Origin of the sequence: Ochrobactrum sp. AP1BH01-1, from assembly GCF_018066705.1 — a bacterium.
GTDB lineage: Bacteria > Pseudomonadota > Alphaproteobacteria > Rhizobiales > Rhizobiaceae > Brucella.
The window spans coordinates 202,401-219,954 of the sequence record NZ_JAGPOU010000001.1 but is presented as its reverse complement, the minus strand read 5'-3'; the positions used below and the strand labels follow the sequence as shown (position 1 = coordinate 219,954).

The following is a 17,554-nucleotide window of genomic DNA, read 5'->3' as shown; positions in this document are numbered from 1 at the left end:
CTAAACAGATGAAAAGGCGTTGGAAAATAGCGATTGGCGGTGCCGCATTTCTCGGCATCGCTGCTATTGGAACGGTGGTCGGGCTTAACTGGCTCGACCGCGTCTATCCCCCGCCTTTGCCGGAACGGCTGACCATTTCCACTGAAGTTATGGATCGCGACGGCGCTTTGCTGCGCGCCTATGCAACGCCGGACGGCTATTGGCGGCTTAATACACGGATTGAGGACGTCGATCCCAAGTTTGTGAAAATGCTTATCGCCTATGAGGACAAGCGTTTTTACGATCATGGCGGCATCGATTTTACAGCGCTGCTGCGGGCTGCCTACCAGCTTGCAGGCAGTGGCCGTATTGTGTCCGGCGGCTCCACACTTTCCATGCAGCTTGCCCGGCTGATCGAGCCGCGCGAAAGCCGCAGCTTCGGCTCCAAGTTCCGGCAACTGGCGCGTGCGGTCCAGATCGAGCGGCGGCTTAGCAAGTCTGAAATTCTCGAACGTTATCTCACACTCGCACCCTATGGCGGCAATCTGGAAGGCGTGCGGTCAGCTTCGCTTGCCTATTTTGGCAAGGAACCGCTGCGCCTCACCATATCGGAAGCCGCATTGCTTGTGGCCCTGCCGCAATTGCCGGAGCGCCGCCGCCCGGATCGCGAGATGAAGAATGCAGTTGCAGCACGGGATCGTGTATTGAAACGCATGGTTTCGTCTGAGGCGTTCACGAACGAGGAAGCCGAGCGCGCATCGCGTGAGCGCATATCCGCTACACGTCATCCCTTGCCTTCATTGGCCGCCCACTTTGCCGATCTGGCATTGAAGCAGGCACCGACCGAGGCTCGGCATCAACTGACGCTTAAGAAGTCGGTGCAGGCTGGGCTTGAAGTTGTGGCACGCGAAGCTGCTGCCAAGCTTGGGCCAAAAGTATCGGTCGCCATGGTGCTGGCCGACAGTCGCAACGGCAATATCTTAGGTGAGGTCGGTTCTGCTGATTATTTTGACGGCAAGCGGCAGGGCTGGATCGACATGACCCGCGCCGTGCGCTCGCCGGGTTCAACGTTGAAACCTTTCATCTATGGGTTGGCCTTCGAGCAGGGACTGATTGCCCAGGAAACCATCATCGAGGACCGCCCGCAGGATTTTGCAGGCTATCGTCCGCGCAATTTCGATATGAGCTATCAGGGCGATGTCAGCATTCGCCAGGCGCTGCAAATGTCGCTGAATGTGCCGACCATCAGCCTGCTTGATGCAATTGGCCCTGCACGGCTCACCACGCGTATTCGACAGGCGGCGGTTAATCTGCAATTGCCGAAAGGTGAAGCGCCGGGACTGGCCATCGGCCTTGGTGGCGCGGGCATCAGCCTGCGCGATCTGGTGCAGCTTTATACCGGACTTGCCAATGGCGGTCGCGGTACGGCCTTGCGCGACGGCACCGAAGGCTCCGAGCCTGTGCAGCCTTCCGCCCCTATTCTCACCGAGCAGGCATCCTGGCAGATTGGCGATATTCTAGCGGGGATCGTGCCGCCGCAGGGGGCGAAACGCCTCGGCCTCGCCTACAAGACCGGCACGTCCTATGGCTATCGCGATGCTTGGTCGGTCGGTTATGACGGGCGTTATGTGCTGGGTGTCTGGGTGGGGCGTGCTGATGGCGGTTCGGTGCCGGGCCTTGCGGGCTATGTTTCGGCGGCCCCCATCCTGTTCGATGCCTTTGTGCGCTCCGGCATTGCTTCTGTCCCGCTGCCGCGTGCGCCCGCGGGCGCATTTCGCACTGCACGCGCCGATCTTCCTGTGACGCAGATACGCTTTTCATCTGCAAGCGATCCTCTGCCGGTTCTCAAAGCCAAGATCGAGCCTGCACCGCGCATCGTATTTCCACCTGATGGCGCGCATGTCGAACTGAAAGCCCTGACCGATAATGCATCGCCGCTGGTGCTGAAATTACAGGGCGGGCGCGCGCCATTTCGCTGGCTTGCCAATGGCAAGCCCATCGCCGAGATCGAGCGACGGAGGACAAAAAACTGGCAACCGGACGGAACCGGATATTCGACATTGACCGTAATCGATGCTGCCGGTCGAGCCGCAAGCATCAACATTTTTGTTGAATAGCGGCCTATTGAGCAGCTTCCGATTGAACAGTGTTCACCGCGGCCCTCTTCTCCAGCGACATGACTTTCAAATTGCCCGAGAACAGGATGCCGGTGATCGGAAGAACGGGTTGGTCGGGCAATTCCTCGTGGTGGACACTGTCTTTGGGAACATGCAGCTTGTGTTCCATGCCCTCCTCGGCACCGGACAAAGTAAGCGCGATGTTCCCGCGCGCTTCCAGCAGCTTAGCGCCGTAAAAAAACTCAAAGCTCAGCATCGAAACGAGAAACTTGTAGGTTCCGTCCCGCACGCCTCCCTTCATCATGGCAGCACGGTGCACCTCCGCGGCCGTCGTCACATCAAGTGGCGGAATGCGAGGATCGCAGACATAACCAAGCGCCAGCAGCTGTCCGCCCTCAACCTCAAAGCGCATTTTATCCGAGCCAAGATCAAGTGCCGAGATCGAGAAACGGCGATTTCTGTATTGGACCGGCACGCGTCCGAGCCGCTTGCACAATTGCTCGCCGCTCAAGGCCCGCGCATTGGCAAAATGGTCCGGATCAATGGCGAATGGCAGTGCTTTTGGATAGTGAGGAACAGACAGGGCCGGCTCGAGAACATCCGCAATCAAATTCGCAACGATAGTCGTTGAAACCGGACGCGCATAATGCCCCTGATCCAGATAAAATGCCGGGATGCCCACGACATCACGGCCATATTGCTGCATCAGCATTCGAGAGACATCGACCGGGATGGTTCCGTACCATTGCGAGATGTAATTGATACCCGCATCAATCGAGGGAACGGAATTCAGAAACGAGCCATTGCGCGCGCCGAACACAAGCGTTGCAATCCGCAATTTTGGATTGCGTTCAAGCGCATAACGAATGATCCCTTCATAAAACCTTGCCCAATGCCGGAATGGACGCCGTTCATCACCATAAACGAAAGCATCATTAATGGCATATTCGATTAGTAACAGCTCGCAATCTTCGAGATGTTCAAACTGTTTGAGCTGATAAAGGCCAAACGCGCTAGTCGTCCCTCCGACCGCAAGATCGGCGACAATGTCGAGTTCCGTTCCACGCCTAGCCATCGTCGACAGAAGCGTCGGCAGGTAGCCGGGAAGCATGACGGTGTTCGAACCGCCGATGATTACAGTCTTGAGCTTCATTTCGTCACCGTCGCAGCGCGTCCCGCCGGCGTCAGTGATCCGCAGCGCCACACGCCGTAAGGGCTCGCATCCCAATCAAAATAATAGGCGGCTGCAATCTGGCCACTATCCATCATCTGCCGAAAGCGGTCGCGTGTTTTCTCGACCAGTTGTTCGCGGTTATTGTCATTAGCAGGACAGGCCTTTGAGATATTGGCAAAACCCCATTCCGTGATCCAGCACGGCTTGCCACCCGCACCGCCGCAAACCGAAAGCGCATTGTTGATGTGTTTTGCGCGAGCAGCGCGTGTGCCGCTGCTGCCGGGATAAATGTGCATGCCATAACCATCGGCAGCTTTATCCAGACCGTATTTTTTGAGAAGATCGGTAAAGACGGCTGGATCAACGGTATCTATTCCCCGCCGGTCGGCATCGATGAAGGGGATATCGGACAAGCCCGCAGATATGACCTTTGCCTTCGTGCTGTTCTTGGTTTTCGCCAGTTCTGCTTTGACGATACGCAGAAGCTCGACATATTTTTCCGCACCTTTTTCGACCAAAGGAAGTTCCTCCATCTCGGCCAAAGAGCGCGCGGTCTTCATCTTCTCCTTGGGCAGAATGGCAAGATCGCCATTATAGGCACCCCAGTTGATCTCGTTGCCGGGTTCAACGGCAACGAGCGGCACTCCCAGCGCATCGATCTTTTGCAAGGCGTCAGCGACCGCCTGCTGAAAGCGCTCCGGCGATATGTCGGAAAGCCGATACATGTCCCATATGCGCCCGCGCCCCGACCGGGGTTTTGTTCCATCCGGATAAAAATCCGCATTGTTGAGCGAGATTTCGAGCAGGATCGCCAAGCCCTTCTTGTGAGCAAGGCGCACGGCATCGATGCTTTGGTCGAACGGTCGTGTGAGCGACAGCCGGACCGCGACCACACCGTTCTCCACCATCTGATCGAATATCTGTTCGCGCTCTGCCGGCTTGAGCCAGGCCATATTGACCCGGTTGACGCCAAAGCGCGTATCGGCAAGAGCACCATTTGAAACAATGCCCAGCAAGGCGGCACCTAGCAAGGCTGCCATTGCTCGTTTCTTGCCCCTGATGCTCTTGCAGCTAATCATCGGATACCGATATCCTTCAGTGCACCGTTGAAGTTGGCTTCGCATTCCGAATAGCGATTGATCGCAGCTGGCACATCAATCTTGGAAAGAAAGTCGCGCAGGTAAGCTTTCTTCTGTGGTTCACGATTCCAGACACTTGCCTCGATGTGCGGAAAACCGACGAAGCCCAGCATTTCGCGCATACGGTCGTCGACTGCGATCATCAGGCCGGGAATACCTGACTGCATGCCTATGATCGTGCCATGAAAGCGGCGGCTCAGGCCGAAATCCTGACTGGAAATCCAGCTGCGCCATTTGTGCGTGTCGAAAAACACCAGCAACTCGTTCTTGCGCTGCCATTTTTCCATATGCTTGTAATCGACAGGCGCGATGATGCGACTTGCGGCCTGATCATAGGCTTCGGTGTGATCTTCGCCTGCCATATTCATGTTGTAGACGATCACCTCGTCCTGAATGACATAGCTTGCGACACTGTCCTTTTCGAGCAACGCATGCGCATCGACAATGGTGTCCGCCACACTGCCAAGATAACCGCCAAAGGAAATTTTCTGGGCGTCGGCAAGCGTTGGATCGGCGAGACGAGTCAGCGAGCGCTTCATCTGGTCCGGTGCATAATAGAGTGACGGGCAGCCCGTCGGACGGACATATTTCATGCCCGCATCCTTCAGAAACTCTTCAGTGAAATGGCCTCGCGTGAGGAAGAAACTCTCCTTGCGGCGCAGAATTTCCAAGAACCGGCGCGTACCTTCCGGCAGTTCCGCCTTCAGGTTTTCCTTCTTCTGAATGCCGATGCCCATGACCACAATAGGCATGTTCAGCTTTTCAAAGACGAAGGATTCCGTTGTCGCCGCATAGCCGGGGCGCAGAAGATTGGCCGATGCGAACAGGCAGAGATCGAAGCTCTCATTGAGTGCTGCATAGGTGTCCGGCGAATTGAGGCTGTTGGCGAGGTGCCAGAACGGCACGTAGGTCACATCATGGCCGCGCACCGCGTTAGCCGCGCCCTCCCCGATGAGATAATTGCCCGTATTGGCAATCTTCTTGACCTGATCGATCACATCCTTCTTGGTGCGGATGGGCTCGAAATAAGGGCGATGCTTGACGCTCGCCCCGGAAACACTTTCGACGGTCCGCATCAGATATGACGGAATGCCGGTGATCATTATGCGCATGGTGATCCATCTTCGCTGGAGTTATAAAACGGCTCGTGGATTGGGAGCTATCCAATGCCGATTTCTGAAAGAACGCTTCGGAAATTGCGTTCTCGCGCCGAGTAGTTCTCGATGACTTCGGGAATGTTCATCGCGGCAATGTGTTCGCTCACGAAAGCCCGCCGATCATTTGCGGCGTTGAGATCGCGGGCATCGATCTTTGGCAGACCTGAGAAATTGAGCATCTCCCGCATACGGTCATCGACGGCGACCATGAGGCTCGGCACACCGGCCTGCATGGAGATGATATTGCCATGGAAGCGGCGACCGAAAGAAAAGTCCATAGTCGAGCACCAGGCACGCCATTGATTGGTGTCGAGGAAGGCGTGCACACTGACCTTCTTCTTGAGATCACCCGAGCCTTTATAGGTCAGAGGGCCGACGAGTTCGCCGGTAGTTGAATCGTAGGCGCGACCATTGACATCGGCCTCAAGCTGCATGTCGAAATGCAGCAGCTCGTCCTGAACCACATAGGCTGAACGTCCGTCATCAGAGCCGAGCGCATTCATGTCGCCGATGGTTTCAAGTTCGGCTCCCATATAACCGGTAAAAACGGTGCGGACCTCACCAACCTTCACGTCCGGCAGACGGCTGATCGCCCTGCGCATATTGTCCGGGCGGAAGTAAAGCGATGGACAACCGACGGGGCGGACATAGGAAAAGCCCTGATCACGGAGATAGCCGGCTGCATTTTCGCCCCGCGTGAGAAAATAGTGTTCGCGGCCTTTCAGCACTTCCAAAAGCTTTTTAGTACCCGCTGGCAGACCGTCTTCGCTTTCGATATCGGGACGGTTCTGGATACCGATGCCCAGCATCACGACGGGCATGTCTAGCCTGGACAGAACAAGCGCTTCTGCATCCGCCGACAAGCCCTTGCGTAGAAGGTTTGCACAGGTAAAAACGCAGATGTCGAATTCCTTGTTGACCTCTTCGAGACCCGTTCCATTGTTGACGCAATTGTAGAGGTGCCAGAATGGAATGTGCTTGGCAGTCGGCAGAAGCGCTGTCATCGCGCCTTCGCCGATCAGATAATTGCCGGTATTGCTGATGTTCTTCAGCTCCTGGATAAAATTATCCCTGGATTCGGAATCCCGCTGCTTTTCCGAGTAATAAACCTGCGCCTTATCCGCACGCTGGATAAGGCGTGTCAGATGGCTCGGAATGCCCGTGACGAGGATTCTTGGATTGGTTGGGCGGCTCATAGGTCGACCTTTCTGGTATAATCAGGCAACTGCACGACCGGGGAGAACGGCGGTCGCGCTGGCATCGTCTGCAACGTCCGGCTGGGAAGACCGGGATTTCGGATATGCGGGGCGTATTTCATTCGCCCAATCAGTAAATTCGGAGAACGCCGAGCTCCATGTACGATGAGCCGCCGAAGCGAGAGCGCCTTCGGCGGTCCGCATTAGAGCGTCGCGATCCTGTGCAAGAATGGTCAGAATGCGGGTCATGTCGGAGACAATCTGCGCATCATTGCCGTTGCGGATGAGAATGCCGTCGCGACCGTGATTGATGAGCTCGTCGACGGCACCAACGGCGGTTGCAACCGGTACGCAGCCAAGCTGCTGTGCTTCGGCAATCATCAATGGTGCACCTTCCCAGCGCGAAGGCATCAGGAGAACATCGGCCCAGGCCAGATGGTTCGCAATGTCCTTGCCGTCAAAGACGGGCGGCGATACCTTGACGCCCGCATCCTTCAGGCGCGTCATCCATGATGCGCTGGGATCATCGGAAAGAATTTCGCCGCCGATAGCCTGCGCCTCGAACGGAATGCCCTGTTCTTTCAGCTTGACGATTGCGTCATGCAGCCGGTCGATGCCCTTCTGACGGTCGAGGCGCCCCATATAAAGGATACGCGTCGGCTCGCCTTTGCGACCTTGCTTGCGCGCCGTGGAGACCTGCGCCCGCAGCTTTGTATCGATTGAAAAACTGGCTCCGTTTGGCACGGAAAATACTTTTTCGTACGGAACACCGAAGCTGTGCAGATAAATTTTCAGCTGATCCGAACAGGTGAGAAAGGCGTCATAGGCGTGTTCGAAGGCGATCGCCGCATAGGGCTGGCCTGCTTGACGGCGGAAGACGGTTTCATCCACCACATGCAGATAGCAGGCGGTGCGTGTGCCTTCCGAGCGAAGCTTCCCCATCAACGGATGCGCCGCCATGACGTGATTGTTCACAACCAGATCGAAGCCGGAAAGCTGGCCGCGCAGGATGCTCCAGTCCAGCGGATGATCTTCCGTGATGAAGTCTTGACCGAGAAAGCGGTTAGTGTCGCCCCAGGCGGGGATGCCATCCTTCCAGAAATGCAGGTAATCGAAGGACTGGTCGAATTCATCGAGCACGTCCATCCGCTCATTGCCGAGAACGAACAGATGGGTTTCGAATCCTTGGTTCTTCAACTCGCGACCGGCAGCATAAGCAACCTTTTCAGCCCCGCCGAAAGAAGCGTTCGGCACCAGAACGGCAGCCGTCTTTTTTCTCGCCGGGTTATGCGCAAGCGGCAAAACGGGTCCACCACCCAATTCGTTTCGCAACACCTGATACATTTCGGAAAGGGCCGGCAGGCGACGCGGACGCCATGTCCAGCGTGTGGCTGCGCTCTGCTTCAGCGGACTTGTTGCAATTGACGTCACCAGATTGAGCATTGACTGTTCTGGCCGTGAGAGAGCGCGGCGCTGGCGAACACGCGGGAACGGAAAGCGCACTTTCATCCGCGCCGATGTGGGCCACAATTGCTGCGTGCCCAACGATGCGAACCAATCCAGTGCATCGTTTTCAATGATTTCCTTTATGAGCCTGGTCGAAACGAAAATGAGATCGGCATGTGGCTGCCGCGTTCCCGACGGCATGATTTCTGTGTCGATACGCCGCTCGTCTTCGACATTGGTCAGTTCCACAAAGACGATGTTGGCCTGCTCTGCCAGCTTCTCAAGCCGTGACAGGATATTGGGCAACAGCCGCGAACGCGCCAGAAGCTTCAGTGTTTCGGTATTGGACGAGGCAAGAAACGGCGGGAAATGGAAATTATCCGGCTCGGAAACACTGCCCCAGAAGGCACGGATCGCATCATCGAACTTGAGATCGGTAGTGCCAAGGCCAAGATCGGTGAAAAGACTGACCGTCCCCTCGCCAGCCCGGATTACACCATAGCGCGGGCATTCCTCATGCTCGAAACCTACGAGTGTCGGACGGCGAAACAGCGCCTTGTGCCGCTTGCGCAGAAAGCTGATCGAGCCGGAGCGGTCGCGATTGGCCTCCTTGAAGCGGCTTTCCGCTCGCAGGCGATATTCAAAGCCGGTATCGTGACAGGGCGTCCCGACAAAGCCCGCTTCAATCGCCGAAAGCCAGAACTCCCAGTCTTCAAATCCGTTCTGACGATCATCGTCGAAACGGACGCCGCTGCGGAAAACATCCGCAGAAATCATCGACCCCGTATCGCAGATATTGTCTGTGATGCAATGGATCAACCGCGAATAGCTATTGCCATAATGGGCCCGCCAGTTGACCGAAAAGGTGTCGATATTGGTGTAGACCCAGCCGGCATTCGCCGCCAGCAGCTGACGGTAGAGCGTGTCGATGGTGTGCGGCTGCACGCGGTTGTCGGCGTCGACAAAGTAGACCGCCTTCACGTCCGGCATTTCTTCGAGAATATAGTCGACAGCGCGATTACGGGCGCCACCGGGACCGGCATTTTCGCCAAAGATGATATGGATGTTGGAATGCGCTGCCGCATAGAGCGTCAGGCTGTCGAACACTTCGCGACGGGGGTCTCCGTCCACCGACACCACGATCTGCGTGCGAAAAACCGTCTCTGATGCGAGAATGGTTTCCAGTGCTTCGAGCGCCAGTGCCGCATGACCGTAAAGCGGCATGGCGACGACGATCAAATCCTTCGACCTATCGTACATTCGCAGCCTCTTTGGCTAGTTGTTCCTTACCGGGGCGCGCTTCGATGTGCTTGACCAGCCGGAAGTTGAAGACCTTGAGCCATGAAAAGTCGACCGATTCTGCGGCGGCCTTGCTGAGGACAACGAGATCCATCGTCCGGTCGACCGGCCCTTCAAGCATGAAGTTGATATCGATCGGGCGATTGGGCGCGACTTCCGACCAACCGCTGAACAAAACCTGTTGGCGTCGACGGTCGAGATTGGAAATCGCATTGATTTCGTCCTTCACATCTGACGCCAGATTGACCAGCAAGAGACCGACCGCACAAGGCTGGCCTTCCGGATGGTCGATCACCGCCCGTGCAGAAACGCGGACCGTGCCTGGCGCCACCACCCGTCGTATTGCGGCTGCGGTAACGCCCTCCTCAAGCGGATGGCAGCCAATGGCATCTTCATGTTCCAGAAAACGCACGGTCGGAAAATCAGGAGTGACGGACGTAACGGACACGTTGGCTACGTTGCGCAGCAGTTCAACGGGCAGACGATAGTCGTCAACCTTTCGGCCATTGATCAGCGCAGTCGGCACGATGGCATTTGGCAGCGACGCAGGACGAACGCCCGGCAAGCCGGTGAAAATCCGCAATGCCAGCGGACGCATGTCGAGATCGGCATGCGGAATGCGCGCACGCGCCGCATAGCGCTCGTTGGCGATCACATTGCCCAGCGACAGTTCCGGCGGAACTCCACCCGAGGCGGAGATGCGCAGGCGCAGCGTCCGATGGCCGCCGTCACATCCCTTTGGAAGTGAGAAAAAATTCCATTCCGGATGCAGCGCACCGTAAGGCACCAGCCATTCGGCAATTCCTTCGCCATTTTCGAGATAGTCCAGTGTTACGATCAACTGGCCATTGCGATTGGCCGGGAGATCACGGAAATGCAGGGCGAAACCGGAAACGGCATAGCTCGATATGGGGAAAAGCTGCTCGATCTCCGATTCGCGCAGCAGACGCGCAAAGCCTTCATCCTTTGGATCGACCAGTGGGGCATGACTGAAAATCTCCGTCGAGGAATCCCAGTTGCGGGCGTGGAATGCGTCTTCAATCGCCCGATAATTCTCAAACATGGTCTCGCGCTCGCGGCGCAGCATGGCGAGCTCGGTGTGAACCTTGCTCACATGGCCCACAAGGCGATCCAGGCTGCTCTCAAGCAACTGCGTAACCAACAGCGGAGCAGTTTCGGGGGACGCTTCATCGACCCGCACAACGGGTAGTTCCGGAATGGTGCTCAGACGATAGATCTGCTGCAGAACCGTCTTCAGTTCGTTCTCGCCCTCTTGCGAGGCGGCGACCGCAATGAGTGGAAATGTATTCGCCAGACGAAGGCGTTTTCCGTCTCCTTCGACAAAGGTGGTCAGCTCGCCTAGAGACGTCGCTTCCAGCGCTTCACGATCACGCATCGAAGCAATGGCATATCGGCGGGATTTCCGCGCCGAGATCGCAGGAAGTGGTGTGCTCAACATAATCATCCATTGTGTGATGGCCGACTTGGGAGTCTCGGCCTGCACTTGCAATGTGAAAATACAGATCATGTATTGTCAACAGTCTTGTAGCATCAACTATATGATAATATTACGAATGTTTGGAAGGAGTTTAATTCAAAATTTGAAACAATGTGAATATATATTGAAACGATAGCGTAAATACGCGCAAATACGTGTTTTTATATTTATTTTACAGGGCTTGCACGCCCGATTGTCGCCACATACCAATTACCGGCCGTTTAACACTGCGTCGATCAAGGTTTTTTGCTGCCGTAAACAATCCGACAATCTGAACCGGGTTTCGACGGTTCGGCGTGCTGCAGCCCGCATCTGAAGACATGCGTCAGGATCGCGAAGGACGTTCATGATCACCTCCCCCAATATATCCGGCTCAAAAAACGGTACGAGCAGCCCGTTTTGGCCCGAGCGAATGAGTTCCCGCACGGGGGGCGTATCCGAACCGATGATAAGGGCACCGCAAGCCATCGCTTCCACGACCGACCAGGACAGGACAAAAGGATAAGTCAGATAGATATGGGCGGTCGATATCTGATAGAGTTTTCGCAGCTGAGCGTGCGGGATAGTGCCCGGAAACACGATGCGATCCGGCGGCAGATCAAAATTCCTGACAAGATGCTCGCGCCACGAACCGCCGCCCGGCGGCGGCGTTCCATAGCTGACGCCATCGCCGCCGACAAAAACGAAGATCGCATCGTCGTTCTGCCGAATGACCTTGGCCGCAGCTTCCAGCGCCTGAGGAAACCCGCGATAGGGTTCGAGATCGCGAGCCACGAATGTGATTACGCGCGATTCTCCTGCCTTCAGCGTCCGTCCATCCGGCAGCTGAATCGTTGCATGACGATCCGGATAGAAGAGCTTCGTATCCACCCCTTCGTGAACCACCGCAATACGGTTCTGAACCGAGCGCGGATAGAGGCTTTTCTGCCAGTGCGTGGGGCTGAACCCGCCGTCAATTGCGTCGAGCGTAACGAGTTGCGCCATGTTGCGCAGGCGCAGGCGCTTGCGGGTTTCGACGTCTGGCCGATCGCCGGGAGCGAAGCCTACATCCGCGCCATTCGCGCGGTAAAAAAATTCGCAGTAGCCGAGTGCGGGTACTGAGGGCAGCACGTCCTTCACGAACATCATGCTGCCCCAGCCGATATGACCGACAACGATATCGGGAGCCTGACCTTGATGAGCCATGGATTCCAGGGTTTCGGCCACCCTGTACCCGATCCTCGTGTGATGATCGGGTACTTCCAGATATCTGGCCATCGCACCGCCGGTGCGAGGACCAGACTCTGCTCTGTGGCGGATGACGCGGACCGCAGGGAGGCGACGGTCCACTGTCTCGCAGATCAGGCTTACGTCATGTCCGCCCGTAGCCAGATTCTCGGCCAACGCAGCGAACTGCCCAAAACCGCGCCTGTGCACAAATGCTATACGCATGTTACGAAACGTGTTCGGCTAGCGGCCGAAAATCATCGCAACACATCAAATACCAAACCGTGCGGCATTGCCCCACACGACTTCCAGTCTGTGCAGAGTCTGATAGGCAATCTCCAGATTCCGGAGATCGTCATCATCGCGAGTGAGGATATGATTGTAGGAGCGGCTTGCATTTCGCAAGCTCGCGCACAACCGTTCACCCTTGTCCGTCAGGCGAATCCGGGCCGATCGCTTGTCTCTCTGCGAGGTCACACGATCGACATACCCGCCATCGGTAAGCTGTTTAAGATAATAGGAAATGTTGGAACCGACGTAATGCCCGCGATCCAATAGTTCACCCACAGTGAGCTCGACATCGCCAATAGCCATCAGAACCAGGGTCTGGGCCGGGCCGATATCTTCCACGCCTAACTTCGTCAGCTCGGTTTTCAGCAAGCTCACAAAGCGGCGGTTCACTCGTTCTATCATCCGGGCCAGTTCGAAATGCGTGATAACGACTGTATGAACCGGATGTCTGCGTTCCTGTTTTTCGGCGGTAACTTCAGGAAAATCAACGGCAGTAAAGCCATCGACTGATGTTTCGACTTCCACTCCCTCGTGTAGAAGTTTTTGCATCTTTTGCTCTCCATTTTCAATTTTACTTCAAATTTTGAAGAAATTTGCAGTTATATTTTCCTTGCTCCTTTCGCATTTCCCCGCCGTAAGAACCTTTTTTCTGTCACATTCTCCACAGTATTAATTTACTGATCTTGAGAACTAGCACACAGTTTTTAGGGATATCCGCCACCTGTGACCATTCCAAGGCAGATAGCGTATGAATGATACTCGCGAAAACAACTCGATTGGCAAGAGCCCTGCGCACAAAAAGGGCCCGGACGATTCGGTAACTACGCCGAAAGGCCTGATTTTCAAGGCCCGCCGCGTTTTCCTGTCGGGACTACTTTATGCAGTGCTGCTGAGCGCCTGTATCAATTTGCTACAACTCACTGTACCTCTCTATATGTTGCAGGTTCATGATAGGGTGCTGAACAGCCGAAGCATGGACACGCTCACCATGCTGACTGTGCTCGCCATCGGCGCCATGCTGGTATTCGGGGTACTGGAATTCATTCGTTCCCTTTCCTTCCAGGCCATGGGTAGCGCACTTGTGCGCCGCCTGAATCTAGCGGTCCTGACCGCAGCGGTGCAGGCCTCCGTGAATCAAGGCATGCCGAAAGCGACTCAGACGCTTCGCGATCTCAATGAGCTGCGCAGCTTTCTCACCTCGCCAGCTATCAATGCTCCACTCGACGCGGCATGGTCGCCGATCTTTCTCGGCGTCCTGTTCCTGCTTCACCCGATGCTGGGTGTGATTGGCCTCGTCGCCGTCATTATCCTGATTGCGTGCGGCGTATTGACCGACCTCCTGACCCGAAATCTGATTCAGGAGGCGAACCAGGCGAACATCGAAGCGGTTTCAAAGATCGGCAGCAGCTTGCGGCATGCCGAAGTCATCGAAGCCATGGGTATGCTCCCGGCGCTCGCCCGCCGCTGGCGCACGATGCAGGTTCAGGCGCTGGAAGTGCTGGATCTTGGCGGAACCCGCGCCCGCGCCCTCTCCTCGATTGCCCGCACGGCGCGTTTCATTATCCAGATCGGGTCGCTAGGCATAGGCACGCTGCTTGCCATGCAGCAGGAAATCACCCCGGGCGCGATGATTGCGACCAGCATCATCATCGGTCGCTTGCTGATGCCGTTCGACCGAATCGTCGAAAACTGGCGGCAGTGGGTCAGCGCTATAGCGAGCTGGAAACGCGTCCAGTCACTGCTTTCTGAAAATCTGGCCGTTCGCCAGACCATGCCGACGCCGCGCCCCAATGGCGACCTCGTGATCGACAAGCTCATCTATGCCGCCCCCGGCGTCGATGTTCCGATCATCAAGGGCATTTCGTTCTCGATATCCCCCGGTGAAGTTCTCGGCGTCGTTGGCCCCTCGGCTGCGGGTAAATCGACACTTGCGCGGCTGTTGATCGGAATCGTCAAGCCGACATCGGGGGGCGTATTCCTTGACGGCAATAACGTTTATCTCTGGGAACGCGGTTCTTTCGGCGAGATTGCCGGCTATCTGCCGCAGTCTGTCTCGCTGCTGGATGGAACCATCAAGGACAATATCGCCCGCATGGGTGACAGCGATCCGCACCGCGTGCTGGAAGCCGCGCGCCTTGCGGATGTGCATGAAATGATCGGTCGCATGCCGCTTGGCTATGATACGCCGGTGGGCGATGGTCGCCTGACATTGTCCGGCGGGCAGCGCCAGAGAATCGGTCTGGCACGCTGCCTCTACAACCGCCCGCGCCTGATTGTTCTCGATGAACCGAATTCGAACCTCGATGCGGTCGGCGAACGCGCCCTGATCCGTGCCGTCGAACACGCTCGCGACGATGGCGCCATTGTCATCATGATTGCGCATCGGCCGTCTATCATGCAGGTGGCCGATAAGCTTCTCGTGCTCGAAAACGGGCGCATCTCGCAGTTCGGTCCGCGCACCGATGTTGTCGCTTCACTGACACCCGCCAATAATGGCCCGCAAATGGGAGCAGCAAACGCATGATGGGTAAATCGGTCATTCCTCGCCGTGTTTCCAGCCTGCTTGCGCCGCGTGCAGAATCGTCGGATCACAAGGCTCTCACCCGCTTCGGCAGCGTCAAACCTGAATGGGCGCTCGATCTGGAGCGGGAGGATTTGAGATCGCCTTTGCGCGGCCTCATCATCGCTGGCCTAGCCACAATAGGGGTTGCTTTCGGCGGCTTTTTCGCATGGGCTTATTCCGCCAATCTGGGAAGTGCAGCCGTCGCAATGGGTACTGTGATTGTTGATTCCAAGCGCAAGACCATCAGCCATCTCGAAGGCGGCATCCTTGATCGCCTGCTGGTACAGGAAGGCGATATCGTCAAGGTTGGTCAGCCATTGCTTCGGCTCGACGACACCAAGGCACGTTCCGACCTCCAGTCCCTTGAAAGCAGGCGCATCGGCTTGATCGCAAAACTCGCTCGTCTGCGCGCCGAACAGTCGGGCGCGAAGGAAATCAGCTTTCCAGAAAACTTCGCTGATGGCGGTGAAAACGCGCAGAATGCCATTCGCGCCGAAAACATCTTTTTCCAGAAACGACTGGCGCAGAAACTGAGCAAGATCGACATCCAGCAGAAAACCATTGAGCAATATACGGAGCAGGCCAAGGCATCGACCGCGCAGATAGCTGCGACGGACCGGCAAATCGAACTCATCAGCGATCAGCGCAAGGCGATTGCCAGCCTTGTCGAAAAGGGCTTTGCTCAGAAATCGAAGCTTACGGAAATTGATACACGTCTTAGCCAGCTTGCGGGTGACAGGGGCGAATATGCAGGCGACAAAGCGAAAGCCGAACAGGCGAAAGCCGGCGCGGAATTTGCCCTGACGGGAATCGAGAGCGATCTTCAGTCCGAGATAGCCGGGGAGATCACATCGAGCCAGGTCGAACTTTCGGATGTGCAGGAACGCATCGTCGCCGCCAAGGATGTGATGCGGCGCGTGGAAGTTCGCTCGCCGCAAGACGGGATTGTAGCCAACATTCGGCTGCGCACGCCGGGCGGCGTCATCGCACCGGGCGAAGCGATCATGGATATCGTCCCTGAAAACGAACCCCTCGTCGTTGAAATGAAAATCAGCCCGCGGGACATTGACAGCATTTCGGTCGGCGCAGGTGCTCAGATCCGGTTGACCGCCTATAATCAGCGCTCGATGGCTCCGCTTGATGGCAAGCTGACCTATATCGCCGCCGATCAGTCACTTGATGAGAAGACCGATACCGCATTTTTCGTCGCACGCGCCGAAATCACTCCGGCGTCGCTCGCCGCAAATCCGACTGCCCGACTTTATCCCGGTATGCCCGCTGAAATCATCATCGTGCACAAGGAACGCCGTGCCATCGATTATCTGGTTTCTCCGATCACGGATAGCTTGAACCGGGCATTCCGCGAAGATTAATATCCAGAGAATTTCAAAGTAAAACTCGATCAGAGGTTGAAATTTCCGATGGAAGCGTCGCCGCGCATGAAATGATATGCGCGGCGTCATGTTGTTGAAATATATTCGCATTTCCTTCATCTTAGCCAAATATTTCAAATTTCCAATTAATTCCTATGTAAATACAAAACAAATATAAATTATAATCACTACAAATATATTTCATATTTATGTTTACAGAACTGCAATATAAATTAATGGTAATAATTTGTTACTTACACATGCCGCAATTATACCAAATGGCGATGTTGCAATTCCACATAATGCAGAGCAGACTACTAAGAGCATAATGGTCGGAGCATTCCGGCTTGTGGAAACCCCTACAGGAACACAAGGAGAAGCAGATGGCCACTCTAGAAGGCGGCGCCTACGACGACGTGTTGTTCGGCTCCCGCTTTGACGATTTCATCCGTGCCCATGGCGGTGATGATCTCGTATTCGGAGGCGATGGTAACGACACCGTCTTCGGCGGCAACGGGAATGACATCCTTTTCGGCGGCACGGGTAACGACACCCTGTTCGGCGAAAACGGAAACGACATTCTCTTCGGCAATGAAGGAAATGACGTCCTGAGCGGCGGCAATGGCAGCGACGTGCTGTATGGCGGCAATGGAGATGACATTCTCCAGGGCGGCAACGGCTCCGACCTGCTCTATGGCGGCGCGCATAATGACATTCTCTACGGTGGGAATGGCAACGACATCCTTGATGGCGGTGCTGGAAACGACGTTCTCATCGGCGGAAATGGCAGCGATACATTCCTGTTCAATGGTGGCGGCGGAAACGACGTCATTCTCGACTTCAATCCCGGCGAAGACATTCTGCAGATTCAGAAGGGTATCAATGGTCTTGATATCTCTTCCGCAGACGATCTTGCCGACCGTGTCACGCAGGTCGGTGGCAATGTCGTTGTCGACCTCGGCAATGGCGACACCGTTACCCTCGTGAACACCAATGCAGACGATGTACAGGCTCATCCCGACCAGTACTTCACCGTTCACTGATTGAACAATTGAGAGCGTGCCCGGCAATCCTCCCGCCGGGCACGTTTCGACTTCGCCGGACACGCAACTTCCT

At 56.0% G+C, this 17,554-nt stretch carries 12 protein-coding genes; 4 read left to right on the top strand and 8 right to left on the bottom strand.

What is annotated here, in order from left to right; genetic code table 11:
* The first annotated feature begins 8 nt into the window (after positions 1-8).
* A complete protein-coding gene (gene pbpC, locus J9800_RS00985) occupies positions 9-2,096 on the top strand; it encodes a penicillin-binding protein 1C (RefSeq protein WP_114215084.1) in 2,088 nt (695 codons plus the stop codon).
* Positions 2,097-2,100: 4 nt separating this feature from the next.
* On the opposite strand, the gene J9800_RS00980 is transcribed toward pbpC, so the two are convergent.
* From J9800_RS00980 to J9800_RS00945, 8 genes are all read right to left on the bottom strand, one after another.
* A complete protein-coding gene (locus J9800_RS00980; RefSeq protein WP_114215085.1) occupies positions 2,101-3,249 on the bottom strand; it encodes an SGNH/GDSL hydrolase family protein in 1,149 nt (382 codons plus the stop codon).
* Positions 3,246-4,310, bottom strand: coding sequence for a glycoside hydrolase (locus J9800_RS00975; protein ID WP_205315901.1), 1,065 nt, complete (start codon positions 4,308-4,310; stop codon positions 3,246-3,248). The genes J9800_RS00980 and J9800_RS00975 overlap by 4 nt, the downstream gene beginning before the upstream one ends.
* A 35-nt stretch (positions 4,311-4,345) precedes the next feature.
* The gene (locus tag J9800_RS00970; protein ID WP_114215087.1) at positions 4,346-5,521 is read right to left on the bottom strand and encodes a polysaccharide pyruvyl transferase family protein; all 1,176 of its coding nucleotides are present in this window, start codon (positions 5,519-5,521) and stop codon (positions 4,346-4,348) included.
* 47 nt (positions 5,522-5,568) lie between these two features.
* Positions 5,569-6,762 carry a polysaccharide pyruvyl transferase family protein gene (locus J9800_RS00965; protein WP_114215088.1) on the bottom strand — a complete coding sequence of 398 codons (1,194 nt, stop codon included), beginning with the start codon at positions 6,760-6,762 and terminating at the stop codon, positions 5,569-5,571.
* 21 nt (positions 6,763-6,783) lie between these two features.
* Entirely contained in the window at positions 6,784-9,468 is a 2,685-nt protein-coding gene (locus tag J9800_RS00960; protein ID WP_114215089.1) for a glycosyltransferase, read from the bottom strand.
* Positions 9,458-10,966, bottom strand: a complete 1,509-nt coding sequence (locus tag J9800_RS00955) for a DUF6212 domain-containing protein (protein ID WP_114215090.1) — start codon at positions 10,964-10,966, stop codon at positions 9,458-9,460. The genes J9800_RS00960 and J9800_RS00955 overlap by 11 nt, the downstream gene beginning before the upstream one ends.
* Before the next feature lie 249 nt (positions 10,967-11,215).
* Positions 11,216-12,436, bottom strand: a complete 1,221-nt coding sequence (locus J9800_RS00950; protein ID WP_114215091.1) for a glycosyltransferase family 4 protein — start codon at positions 12,434-12,436, stop codon at positions 11,216-11,218.
* 45 nt (positions 12,437-12,481) lie between these two features.
* A complete protein-coding gene (locus J9800_RS00945; protein WP_112588939.1) occupies positions 12,482-13,051 on the bottom strand; it encodes a MarR family winged helix-turn-helix transcriptional regulator in 570 nt (189 codons plus the stop codon).
* A 199-nt stretch (positions 13,052-13,250) separates the two neighbouring features.
* Between J9800_RS00945 and J9800_RS00940 the strand changes: the two genes are divergently transcribed.
* The 3 genes from J9800_RS00940 to J9800_RS00930 all read left to right on the top strand — a co-directional run bounded on the left by J9800_RS00940 (position 13,251) and on the right by J9800_RS00930 (position 17,481).
* Entirely contained in the window at positions 13,251-15,026 is a 1,776-nt protein-coding gene (locus J9800_RS00940; RefSeq protein ID WP_114215092.1) for a type I secretion system permease/ATPase, read from the top strand.
* Positions 15,023-16,438, top strand: coding sequence for an HlyD family type I secretion periplasmic adaptor subunit (locus J9800_RS00935; protein ID WP_114215093.1), 1,416 nt, complete (start codon positions 15,023-15,025; stop codon positions 16,436-16,438). The genes J9800_RS00940 and J9800_RS00935 overlap by 4 nt, the downstream gene beginning before the upstream one ends.
* Positions 16,439-16,821: 383 nt before the next feature.
* A complete protein-coding gene (locus J9800_RS00930) occupies positions 16,822-17,481 on the top strand; it encodes a calcium-binding protein (RefSeq protein ID WP_006470323.1) in 660 nt (219 codons plus the stop codon).
* Positions 17,482-17,554 lie beyond the last annotated feature (73 nt).

What these genes read in the sequence shown, in the direction of transcription:
- J9800_RS00970 (WP_114215087.1), bottom strand. Translation starts at nt 5,521, where the DNA reads ATGCGCATAATGATCACCGGCATTCCGTCATATCTGATGCGGACCGTC.
- J9800_RS00950 (WP_114215091.1), bottom strand. Translation starts at nt 12,436, where the DNA reads ATGCGTATAGCATTTGTGCACAGGCGCGGTTTTGGGCAGTTCGCTGCG.
- J9800_RS00960 (WP_114215089.1), bottom strand. Translation starts at nt 9,468, where the DNA reads ATGTACGATAGGTCGAAGGATTTGATCGTCGTCGCCATGCCGCTTTAC.
- J9800_RS00935 (WP_114215093.1), top strand. Translation starts at nt 15,023, where the DNA reads ATGATGGGTAAATCGGTCATTCCTCGCCGTGTTTCCAGCCTGCTTGCG.
- J9800_RS00945 (WP_112588939.1), bottom strand. Translation starts at nt 13,051, where the DNA reads ATGCAAAAACTTCTACACGAGGGAGTGGAAGTCGAAACATCAGTCGAT.
- J9800_RS00980 (WP_114215085.1), bottom strand. Translation starts at nt 3,249, where the DNA reads ATGAAGCTCAAGACTGTAATCATCGGCGGTTCGAACACCGTCATGCTT.
- J9800_RS00965 (WP_114215088.1), bottom strand. Translation starts at nt 6,762, where the DNA reads ATGAGCCGCCCAACCAATCCAAGAATCCTCGTCACGGGCATTCCGAGC.
- J9800_RS00955 (WP_114215090.1), bottom strand. Translation starts at nt 10,966, where the DNA reads ATGTTGAGCACACCACTTCCTGCGATCTCGGCGCGGAAATCCCGCCGA.
- pbpC (WP_114215084.1), top strand. Translation starts at nt 9, where the DNA reads ATGAAAAGGCGTTGGAAAATAGCGATTGGCGGTGCCGCATTTCTCGGC.
- J9800_RS00930 (WP_006470323.1), top strand. Translation starts at nt 16,822, where the DNA reads ATGGCCACTCTAGAAGGCGGCGCCTACGACGACGTGTTGTTCGGCTCC.
- J9800_RS00975 (WP_205315901.1), bottom strand. Translation starts at nt 4,310, where the DNA reads ATGGCAGCCTTGCTAGGTGCCGCCTTGCTGGGCATTGTTTCAAATGGT.
- J9800_RS00940 (WP_114215092.1), top strand. Translation starts at nt 13,251, where the DNA reads ATGAATGATACTCGCGAAAACAACTCGATTGGCAAGAGCCCTGCGCAC.